The sequence below is a fragment of the Sporosarcina contaminans genome (assembly GCF_042679045.1).
GTDB lineage: Bacteria > Bacillota > Bacilli > Bacillales_A > Planococcaceae > Sporosarcina > Sporosarcina contaminans.
Map to the genome: position 1 here is coordinate 1 of NZ_JBHTLT010000093.1, position 10229 is coordinate 10229.

Sequence of the window (10229 nt, forward strand, 5' to 3'; positions counted from 1 at the left end):
AGGTGCTCCTTTCTTTGGGATTGTAGTTCTCGCAAACTCAATTATACCAAAGGCTGGAGCCCTTTTTGCATTTAGTAACTAGATTTTACTTTCGTAATTCAGGATAATAGGCACTTCTCTTTTTCCCGAAGCTGTTTTATTATTAAGCAAAATGGAAGAAATAATCGTACCGGGGATAGAGATAGAAACAAGAGTTATAAACATCTCCCAATTAAACATGATCAGATTCCTCAGTAATTAAAGTATACAATTTTTTGGCAAAATCTCTAAATTGCTTTGTTTCTTTTAAGGATAATTTAGAATAATACTTTTCTATAACCAAGTCATCCATTTCCTCATACTTTTTAAAAAATTCCTTTCCTTTCTTGTCGATTGTCACCAAAATTTCCCTTCTATTTTGAGGATTAATACTTCTTGAGACGTAGTTTCCTTGCTCTAGTTTATTAACAAGTTGACTTACTGAACTCATTGATAGCTGTAACTGATGAGATATGTCTTGAATCCTTGCCGGTTCAATTTCATGTATAAGATGGAGTACCATAAACTGCTTTGGAGAGAGTTCAATATCTAGTAAAGAGTAATAGTTAATTACTAAATGATGATTGATTTTATCAAATAATGAAAAACCTTCTTTAATGAAGTCACCTTGGTTCAAATTATTCACCTCTTAATTGTTTGTGAAATTAAACAGTTTAATTATATAAATAGTTTATATAATTAAACTATAATACTCTGTACTTAAAGTGTCAAGAAAGGTGATGTATTTTCCAGTGTAGATATGCTGTCAGTAGGTAAATCCAAATTGTATAATCAAAATCAGAAAACTATACTTCCAAAAACTCTATTGTGTTTCATTAAATATATTTTTCTACATGATAATCCGAATTAGTGTTATATGAACATTAGTTAAATAAAATGAGTTTCCATACTAAAATCCGAATACCTAAAAAAACTGACAAAAATGACATGCTTTATTAGGTAAATTTTAGTCATACCTTTGTTATTATTGTTTAACAGGTATTTCTTTGTCTGCTTTTATGGGAAGTAAAATTAGTAAGTGAGGAGAAGATTATCCAATTTTTTGACGTACGGAGTTACGTTACAATCCATCTTTTTCAGATGTTAATGAAAATTCATAGAGAAGTAATAATAAATGTTGAAATACTTCACCATTATTGATATGATTGTTATTGATAATCATTCTCAATTAAAGGAGGGGTGTGCTAATGATCGAAGTAAAAGACATCCAAGTTGGATATGATGAGCGAATTATCATTGAAGAATTAAGTGTTCAAATACCGAAAGGAAAAATCACGACGATTATCGGTCCAAATGGATGTGGAAAATCTACGTTATTAAAAACAATGGCTCGAATTTTAAAGACGAAAAAGGGCGTTGTTTATTTAGATAAAAAAGTTTTACATGAAACAAGCTCAAAGGAAATTGCCAAAAAGATGGCGATTCTTCCACAAACAGCAGAAGCACCTGCTGGATTAACGGTAAGAGAACTTATTACTTATGGAAGATTCCCGCATCAGTCTAGATTTGGAAGATTAAAGAAAGAGGACATGGAAGCAATTGATTGGGCGATAGAAGCGACGCAATTATCGGAGTTTCAAGATCGTTCGATAGAAGCTTTATCGGGAGGACAGAGACAAAGAGTATGGATTGCGATGGCATTAGCACAGGATACGGAAGTCATTATATTAGATGAACCAACTACGTATTTAGATATGTCACATCAATTAGATGTATTGCAATTATTAGAAGATTTAAATCGAAAACATAATAAAACCATTATTATGGTATTACATGATTTGAATCATGCTTCACGGTTTTCTCATTATTTAATTGCAATGCGAGATGGCAACGTTATTACTTCTGGTAATCCAATGGAAGTGATGACTCAACAAAATTTACAAAAGATATTTCAAATAGAGCCTTTGCTGACGATTTGCCCGTTTAGTAATCACCCGATCTGTTTATCTTATGGAAAAGTCAAGGAGAGTACACAATGACTGGAATATATGATGTTACAATTGTTGGCGCTGGACCAGCTGGTTTGTTCTCCAGCTTTTATAGTGGTCTTCGTGAAATGAAGACAAAAATTATTGACAATCAAAAAACGTTAGGCGGAAAAATTCACGCATATCCGGAAAAAATGATTTGGGATGTCGGCGGATTGACACCTGTTCTAGGTGAACAATTGATGGAGCAGCTTGCAGAACAAGCTACAACGTTTGATCCGACTGTAATTTTAGAAAGAAAAATAATAAATATTGAAAAAACTAAAGATGGGCATTTTGTTCTTATAACAAATTATGGAGAAGAACATTTTTCTAAAACGATCATTTTAGCAGTAGGTAGTGGAATATTAGCACCGAAAAAAATAGGATTGGAAGGTGAAGAAAGATACATCCAAACAAATCTTCACTATATGGTAGATTCTTTAAAAAACTTTAAAGATAAAACGGTGCTTATTTCAGGTGGTGGTCATTCTGCGATAGATTGGGCAAATACACTTGAGCCAATTGCTAAAAAAGTAATTATCACTTATAGAAAGGGCGAATTCATAGGTCACGAAGCAGAAATTACAAAATTAAAAAACAGTTCTGCCGAAATTGTTTTTTATACAAATATTGTTGGTTTTGAAGGTGAAACACACATTGAAAAGGCGATTTTAGAACATGTTGAAACGGGAGAAAAAAGCGCAATTAATGTAGATGAAGTGATTATCAATCATGGTTACGATAAAGACAACACATTATTTGAACAATCTAAAGTAAACTTAAAGCTCCATGAAAAATATGGTTTAAAAGGGAATCCATTTGGCGTGACATCTGAACCAGGTATTTTTGCAGCTGGAGACAGTTTAAATTATGAAGGGAAGCTTCATCTCATTGCGGGCGCATTTCAAGATGCAGTCCATGCCGTGAATCAAGCGAAACAATTGATCGAGCCAAAAGCTGATCAAATGGCTATGGTTTCTTCACACAACGAATTATTAAAAGATAAAAATAAAAAAATATATGATAATTTAGTGATAGGATGAGTGGGAAAATGAAAAAGTTTTGGATTTTACTGATAGCTTCATTGTTTTTATTGATAGGATGTATGGAGAAGAAAGAAGAGTTGAAAGAAAACGATAAAGAAAATAAAGCTTCGACAACTGAGGAAATTGAAATCGAAGATGCAGATGGTGTGAAAACATTCGATGGGCCACAAGAGAAAGTGGTTGCTTTAGAATGGAGTTTAGTAGAGGAATTATTAATCGCAGGTGTGCAACCTGTTGGAGCTGCAGATATTGAAAACTTTAATAAATGGGTTACGATTGAAGCAAAATTAGATGACTCCGTTGTTGATGTTGGAGGTCGTTTAGAACCGAATATGGAAGAAATCGGGAAATTAAAACCAGATGTGATTCTTGCTATTAAAGGACGGCATGAAGCTATTAAATCTGAATTAGAAAAAATTGCGCCTGTCGTAATGTATGATAATTTAAGCGAAGAAGCAATTAGTGATCAATATGCTCATGCGATAGAAACATTAACACAAACAGGAAAACTTGTAGGAAAAGAAGCGGAAGTTGAAAAGGCAGTTCAATCACTAGAGGCAAAATTTAAAGAAGCCAAAAAAACGTTAGAAGAAAAAAATTTACAAACGAAACACTTTGTATTTACACAAGCGTTTTCCGTTAACCAAGCACCGACATTCCGTATTTTCACAACGAATTCGATTGTTAGCCACGTGCTTGAAAATATCGGATTAACAAATAAAGTTTTAGACGATCCAGATGCTTCGTCAGGTATGATTGAAACGAATGTTGAAGGCTTAGTGAAATATCAAGAAGCAATGTTTATTCATACCGTACAAGAAGACGATCCATTATTCGATAATTTGAAAAGTAATGCAGCATGGAACGGATTATATTTTGTTCAAAATAATGAAATGTATGATGTTGGAGGCGGAGTTTGGCCATTTGGAAGTGTACAATCAATGGAGACATTAGTAGAACAAGTGTTAGCATCTTTTGATAAATAAAAGATGAATAAGGATAATAGGTGGAGGAGTATGACATTTAGTGTCTATTCTATTGAGACGCTAATTGATCACGTAATAAAAGAGATAGAGAAGTGATAGTATGAAAAATAGTCTAAAGTTACTTGGTTATATCCTTCTTTTTGTCGCCTTAGGATTTATTCATTTAAGCCAAGGCCAAGCATCAGACGGTATTCTTGCTTTTTGGAGAACAGTGTGGGAAGACGACCAACAAATGAATTTCTTTTTATATACTAGACTGCCTCGTTTTGTGATTGGTTGTCTTGCAGGTGCTGCTTTAGCTATTGCTGGAATGCTTTTACAATCGATGACAAAAAACCCTTTAGCGAGTGCTAGTACTTTAGGAATTCATGCTGGAGCTTACTTTTTTGTCGTTTTCTGTACGATATTTTTCCCATCAATCGCAGGTTCTTTTCCCATTGCATTAACGATGGTAGGCGGGATTATAGCAGCATTAACTGTCACTTTTCTAGTAGGGAAATCACTTGACCCGGTGAGAATTGCATTAACTGGTCTTATTATTACAATGTTATTTTCATCATTTACCGCTGCACTTCAACTTTTATTTGAAAATGAAACATCCGGATTGTTTCTATGGGGGTCTGGAACACTATTACAACTTGATTGGAGTGGAGTACAGTTTGCTTGGCCATGGATAATGATTACGATCATTGTTGCAATGATTCTTGGAAGAAGATTCGATTTGTTGTTACTTGGTGAAGAAACTGCAATTGGTTTAGGACAAAATGTAATCATTAGTAAAATATTAGGTTGGGCCATAGCGATAGTGTTAGCTTCAGTGACTGTCACTGTTGTTGGACCAATTGGATTTGTAGGAATCATTGCGCCACACTTAGTCAGACTGATGGGTTTCCGTTTACATCGTTCGATGATTATGGCAAATATGATCGTAGGTGCCGCATTGTTAATTGGTGCTGACATTTTAGTTCGATTCGTATCGTTAAAATCTGAACTTCCTGTAGGTGCTATGACAGCCATCATTGGAGGTCCATGGTTAGTTTATTTAGCTTTTAAAATGGGAAGAACGACAAAGACAAGTGCAGGAGTTATTGATGGTGAAGTAAGGGTTCGAAAGTTTTCTCGTTTTATTTTTGCTGTATTTGCCATTATTTTAGCACTTACGGTTTTAAGTTTAAGTTTTGGAGGAACAAGCTTTACTTCGTTAGCTAATTTGCCGCAAGAGTTGATGCATAATCGCTTTGTTTGGGACTTCCGTGTTCCGCGAACGCTTGTAGCACTTCTGATAGGGATGATGATGGGGGTAAGTGGTCTACTCATGCAAACTGTGTTGCGCAATCCATTAGCAGATGCGTCAGTACTAGGTGTGACATCAGGTGCAAGTGTATGTGCAATGATAGCTATTTTAGCTATACCACAAGCGCCACATATCTTCGTTCCGATTGGTGCATTAGTTGGTGGATTTGTTACAATGGGGATCGTGCTTTTCTTCAGTGCGAAAAGCGGGTACCAACCAATTATATTAGTTTTAATGGGTGTCGCATTTTCTGCAGTAGGATCCGCAATTATTCAAATATTAATTGTGCGTTCAAATACATATGCAGGTCAAGCATTGGCTTGGTTAGCTGGAAGCACATATGGGACAAGTTGGTCTGATTTAGTGTTAACTTTTCTGCCAATAATAATATTGTTTCCAATTATTTTGTATTACTTACATACGTTCGATATATTATCATTTGGTGATGAAGTATCAATCGGATTAGGGGTAAGTGCTTCAAAAATGCGCTTAGGGATGATTTTGCTAGCTGTTACTTTATCCTCTATCAGCGTTGCGATTGTAGGAGCGATTGGTTTTATTGGTTTATTAGCTCCTCATATTGCAAGACAAATGGTTGGACCTAAAATGGCACGACTTTTACCTGCAACAATTTTCATTGGAGGGATTCTGTTAATAAGTGCTGATTTTTTAGGAAGGTTTATATTAGCGCCAAAAGAAATACCGGCAGGAATGATAATTTCTTTAATTGGAGCACCTTACTTATTGTATTTATTGAAGAAAACGAACCAAGTAAAAGCTAAATAATACTGTAACTGTTAATGCCAACCTATAAAGCCCGATAGTTGACGGTATTGCCTGTCCGCGATTTGACGGATATAATGACATAAAATATATCCTCGGAAAGGAAAAAGGACGCCTCCGGTGTGCCATTCACCACAAATAGCACCAGAGACGTCCTCCACAAACCTATGATCATTATATCAAATTACCAACTGATTGAACACTCTTCTAATGGGTCTTTTATGTAAGGAGTGCGGAATCCATCCCCTGTCCATGCTGCCAACATGGCTTAGAAGTGATTGGCAGCCGTAAACGATCCTGCCGGAATGAAAATGGGGAAAAGATGGTCCTTATCATCCGCCGAATGCGGTGCGAGGCGTGTCGGAAAATACATCATGAACTACCGGATATTCTCGTGCCCTATAAGCGCTATACAGCTGAAAGTATTGAACAAGTTTCGAATGAAGCCGAGCCAATCGATGTGGCGGCTGATGAGTCGACATTGTATCGTTGGCGCAGGTGGTTTTCGGAATGGGCACCCTATGCTCTCGGTTGTTTAACATCCATTGCGATGCGCTTTCATTTCGATTTACCAGTGGAGGGTTCGTCCGACTGCCCACTGGCCGTACTCCAATCATTTGGACGTGAAGATGGAAAATCAACCGGATGGCTGGCGAAAGTTGTCCGACCGATCACCAACATTCATTTATGGATACATACCCGTTCTGCATTCTTGTCCGCATGTCACTAAGATAAACTGATGTCAAATTGACAAGGGAGGTCATTTGACATGAGAGATCAAAAAAAGGCGGAAGAGATTGCCGCAGCACGCATGCAACTGCTGGCACCACTGCTCACAAGTGGGCTGGACCCGGCAAAAGCCAGACAAATCAAGACCCAGGTCTGTGAACAGTCGGGATTGTCTGAACGAACCATTCGCCGGTATCTGGCCCAGTATCGAAAGGAAGGATTTGAAGGGCTGAAACCAAAAGGGAAAATGAGGGAGAAACAGGAAGCTATTCCAGGCCATTTACTGGATCAGGCCATCCTGCTTCGCCGGGAAGTCCCCTCACGGAGTGTTGCCCAAATTATTCAGATTCTTGAGTGGGAGGGGCTAGCCGCGCCTGGCATGCTTAAACGCAGCACTCTGCAGGAAAAACTGGCTCAAAGGGGTTACAGTTCCCGTCACATGCGTATGTACAGCGATTCAGGGGTTGCGGCTAGGCGGTTCCAACATAAGTATCGCAACCAGTTATGGCACTCCGACATTAAATACGGGCCTTATTTGCCCATTGGTCCAGGCGGGGAGAAAAAACAGGTGTATCTGGTGGTTTTTTTGGATGATGCCACCCGTTTTGTACTCTTTGGCGGGTTCTATCCAACATTGGACCAGCGGATTATTGAACACAGCTTTCGTCAAGCGGTTCAAATGTACGGCACTCCTGAAGCTGTATATTTTGATAACGGAAAACAGTATCGAACCAAATGGATGACACGAACGTGCTCCAAATTAGGGGTTCGATTGTTATTTGCGAGACCTTATTCACCTGAAGGGGCCGGCAAAATTGAGAGGTTTAACCGTGTAGTCGATGGATTTTTGGATGAAGTCGCATTAGAGGCACCAAAAACTCTGGAAGAGCTCAATGATCAATTCCAGGTATGGCTGAGTGAGTGTTACCAGCACAAATCGCATTCAGCACTCCCCGAAGGGGCAAGCCCGGAGGCTGCCTATCGCAGTGACCGCATGCCGTTACGTTTTGCAGATCCGGAAACGTTAGCTAATGCCTTTCTTCACTGTGAAACCCGTAAAGTGGACAAATCTGGATGTATCAGTTTTATGGGAAAGAAATACGAGGTAGGACTCACTTTTATTGGTAGTAAAGTGGATGTAGTGTATGATCCCGCAGACATTACGGAGCTGACGGTTGAATACGAGGGGCATCCACCCTGGACTGCCCGTGAACTGGTTATCGGGGAACGGGCTGGTAAACGTCCTGCCATGCCCGAGCACATAAACAAGCAGCCAACAGAGAACTCGAGATTGCTGAATGCAGCTGAGATACAGTATGAATCCCGGCAGTCCGAACAGATGACCGCTGTCTCCTATCGCAGTGTAAAGAAAGGAGACAAGGGCCATGTTTGAGACATTCTATGATTTGAAGAGAACGCCATTTACACGAAACATCCCAACCGGCTGCCTGTATGAACCGGAGATACTGGACGAAACATTGGGAAGGCTGGAATACGCAGCGGAATATCAATTGTTTGCAGTTGTGACTGGCGATTCCGGAACCGGAAAAACCACCACGCTCCGAAGATTTTGTGATCAGTTGGACCCCGGCCGATTCAAGATTTTGTATTTAGCAGATTCAAAGTTAACCCCCCGCCACTTTTATAAAGGTTTATTAGAGCAGTTAGGATGTGAAGCAAAGTTTTACAGGGGTGATGCCAAACGGCAACTGCACCAACAGATTGAAGTCATGCGTGGCATTCATGGGATACAACCGGTCGTCATTGTTGATGAAGCCCATTTGCTGGATCGGGAGATGTTGGAGGAGGTCCGTTTTTTGCTTAATTTCAAAATGGACGCCGAAGGCCCGATGGCACTGATCCTTGTAGGACAAAGCGAACTTTGGGACCGGCTCCGGCTCCAATCCTTTGCGGCCATCCGCCAAAGAATAGACTTGCAATGCAAGTTGCCTCATTATGACCGGGCCCAGGTAGGTGAATATGTACAACAACACTTGATTAGTTCCGGAGCACAAAGGGATATTTTTACAGAGGCAGCGATTGATGAAATCTATCAATTCTCCAACGGGACCGCCAGGTTAATTAATAAGGTCTGTACGCACTCCTTGCTCTATGGATTTCAAAATGAACAACGAATCATTGATGATCATATAATCAAAAGGGTCATTGATGGAGAATTATCATGAAAAGCTATACAGAAATGATTTATGATGATATTCAGGATCGTTGGGTCATCCATTTAAATGGCCGTACTTTCGGCCTTCACTGTGGGGAATGCTTTAAGCTAAACATTGGTTCCATGATGATCCCTTGTCGAATAGAGATTGATAGCCATTGGTATATCATGATTGGAGAGGCACGCTTGAATTTACGCCCCCAGGATATTTATAGGGTGGTCATTTAATGTGATAAGAATTTCGAACCCTCGTCGTCAAGTGATGGAAATGGTTTTCTTCCATCACTTGATGACGAGGCCACCAAGCGATAGCGCGGTAGCTTTTCTATGCTGGTTAAATATTTATCAAAAACATGAAGGAATAGTCAGCTGGATATTCCTTCTTTTTATTCACTATTTTGGCCGATAAATCCGGCAACTGACGGCCAACAAACAATGTCAATTTTAGGGCTTTTTAAGGTATCAGTAACACTAAACAATTAGCTCCAATCGTTTTTAAGAATGTAAGTATGGCATTGTTTGATGCTTACATAGGTAATTTTGTATATGAAAAAGCTAAACGAGAAGGATATGGTACAAGGGTAAGTTTTTAATTGGACGGAGAGATTTTGGGACATTCAGGGTCTGTCCCTGAACGTTCGTTCAAATGATTATTTAAACTTTCCTTGGCAGTAAGATTGAGGCCCATATGTATTTTTGGAAAGTGCCAAATGGGCTTTTTCAGATTTTCCGAACGAGAAATCCCACTTTTTAAAGTGTGGGATGAAAGTTCGGTCAGACAAGATTCGAGGAATCTTTTAAATAAAAAAATAAAATACTATAATTCAAGGACAATAGCATAATTGGTTAACTCAAGGGTGGTCGGGGCACTCCCGAAAGGGGGTGGTGCTGATGCCATTTGCAGAAGGATTGTTGGGGCGTTAATCGTTACGGTGATGTCAGAAAAAACAGTAAGAAATAAAACCCACCTTTGAGTGTGAACGGCTCGTTTAAGGTGGGTTTCATTCCATATTCGTGCGATCCCCCATTTGTAGGGAACCAAGCTATTTTAATATATCCATTTCTAATTACAGTATGCCTTTTTTTCGAAAAAGAAAACATATTATCCCAAATTACGAAAGTAAATTTACTGAACATTAATTCCAAGGCAACCTGGTAAAATTTTGTAAAACTGGATGCTGAGATTCTCTAAATTTTGTATATTGG

9 protein-coding genes are annotated in these 10229 nt (G+C 38.8%); 8 read left to right on the forward strand and 1 reads right to left on the reverse strand.

The features are described 5' to 3' along the window. Nucleotides 1–211: 211 nt before the first annotated feature. Nucleotides 212–655: a MarR family winged helix-turn-helix transcriptional regulator gene (locus tag ACFQ38_RS12050; protein ID WP_381481125.1), complete on the reverse strand. Its 444-nt coding sequence runs from the start codon at nt 653–655 to the stop codon at nt 212–214. 565 nt (nt 656–1220) lie between these two features. On the opposite strand from ACFQ38_RS12050, the gene ACFQ38_RS12055 reads away from it, so the two are divergent. The 8 genes from ACFQ38_RS12055 (at nt 1221) to ACFQ38_RS12090 (ending at nt 9251) form a co-directional block, all read left to right on the forward strand. Continuing rightward, nucleotides 1221–2018 (forward strand): ABC transporter ATP-binding protein, encoded by a 798-nt coding sequence (locus tag ACFQ38_RS12055; protein ID WP_381481128.1) that lies wholly within the window; start codon nt 1221–1223, stop codon nt 2016–2018. Then, nucleotides 2015–3052, forward strand: coding sequence for an NAD(P)/FAD-dependent oxidoreductase (locus ACFQ38_RS12060; protein WP_381481130.1), 1038 nt, complete (start codon nt 2015–2017; stop codon nt 3050–3052). Before ACFQ38_RS12055 ends, ACFQ38_RS12060 begins: the two co-directional genes overlap by 4 nt. 8 nt (nt 3053–3060) lie before the next feature. Then, nucleotides 3061–4041 (forward strand): ABC transporter substrate-binding protein, encoded by a 981-nt coding sequence (locus tag ACFQ38_RS12065; protein ID WP_381481132.1) that lies wholly within the window; start codon nt 3061–3063, stop codon nt 4039–4041. A gap of 100 nt (nt 4042–4141) precedes the next feature. Beyond that, entirely contained in the window at nt 4142–6121 is a 1980-nt protein-coding gene (locus tag ACFQ38_RS12070; protein ID WP_381481134.1) for an iron ABC transporter permease, read from the forward strand. Nucleotides 6122–6359: 238 nt separating this feature from the next. After that, nucleotides 6360–6848, forward strand: a complete 489-nt coding sequence (locus ACFQ38_RS12075) for a DUF6431 domain-containing protein (RefSeq protein WP_381481143.1) — start codon at nt 6360–6362, stop codon at nt 6846–6848. 39 nt (nt 6849–6887) lie between these two features. After that, nucleotides 6888–8240, forward strand: coding sequence for a DDE-type integrase/transposase/recombinase (locus ACFQ38_RS12080; RefSeq protein WP_381481136.1), 1353 nt, complete (start codon nt 6888–6890; stop codon nt 8238–8240). After that, on the forward strand, nt 8233–9033 hold the full coding sequence (locus ACFQ38_RS12085; RefSeq protein ID WP_381481139.1) for an ExeA family protein: 801 nt from the start codon (nt 8233–8235) through the stop codon (nt 9031–9033). Before ACFQ38_RS12080 ends, ACFQ38_RS12085 begins: the two co-directional genes overlap by 8 nt. After that, nucleotides 9030–9251 carry a DUF5348 domain-containing protein gene (locus ACFQ38_RS12090; protein WP_381481141.1) on the forward strand — a complete coding sequence of 74 codons (222 nt, stop codon included), beginning with the start codon at nt 9030–9032 and terminating at the stop codon, nt 9249–9251. Before ACFQ38_RS12085 ends, ACFQ38_RS12090 begins: the two co-directional genes overlap by 4 nt. The last annotated feature ends 978 nt before the right edge of the window (nt 9252–10229 follow it).

Excerpts from the sequence above, each read along its gene's own strand:
- ACFQ38_RS12060 (WP_381481130.1), top strand. The coding sequence starts at position 2,015 with ATGACTGGAATATATGATGTTACAATTGTTGGCGCTGGACCAGCTGGT.
- ACFQ38_RS12065 (WP_381481132.1), top strand. The coding sequence starts at position 3,061 with ATGAAAAAGTTTTGGATTTTACTGATAGCTTCATTGTTTTTATTGATA.
- ACFQ38_RS12080 (WP_381481136.1), top strand. The coding sequence starts at position 6,888 with ATGAGAGATCAAAAAAAGGCGGAAGAGATTGCCGCAGCACGCATGCAA.
- ACFQ38_RS12090 (WP_381481141.1), top strand. The coding sequence starts at position 9,030 with ATGAAAAGCTATACAGAAATGATTTATGATGATATTCAGGATCGTTGG.
- ACFQ38_RS12070 (WP_381481134.1), top strand. The coding sequence starts at position 4,142 with ATGAAAAATAGTCTAAAGTTACTTGGTTATATCCTTCTTTTTGTCGCC.
- ACFQ38_RS12085 (WP_381481139.1), top strand. The coding sequence starts at position 8,233 with ATGTTTGAGACATTCTATGATTTGAAGAGAACGCCATTTACACGAAAC.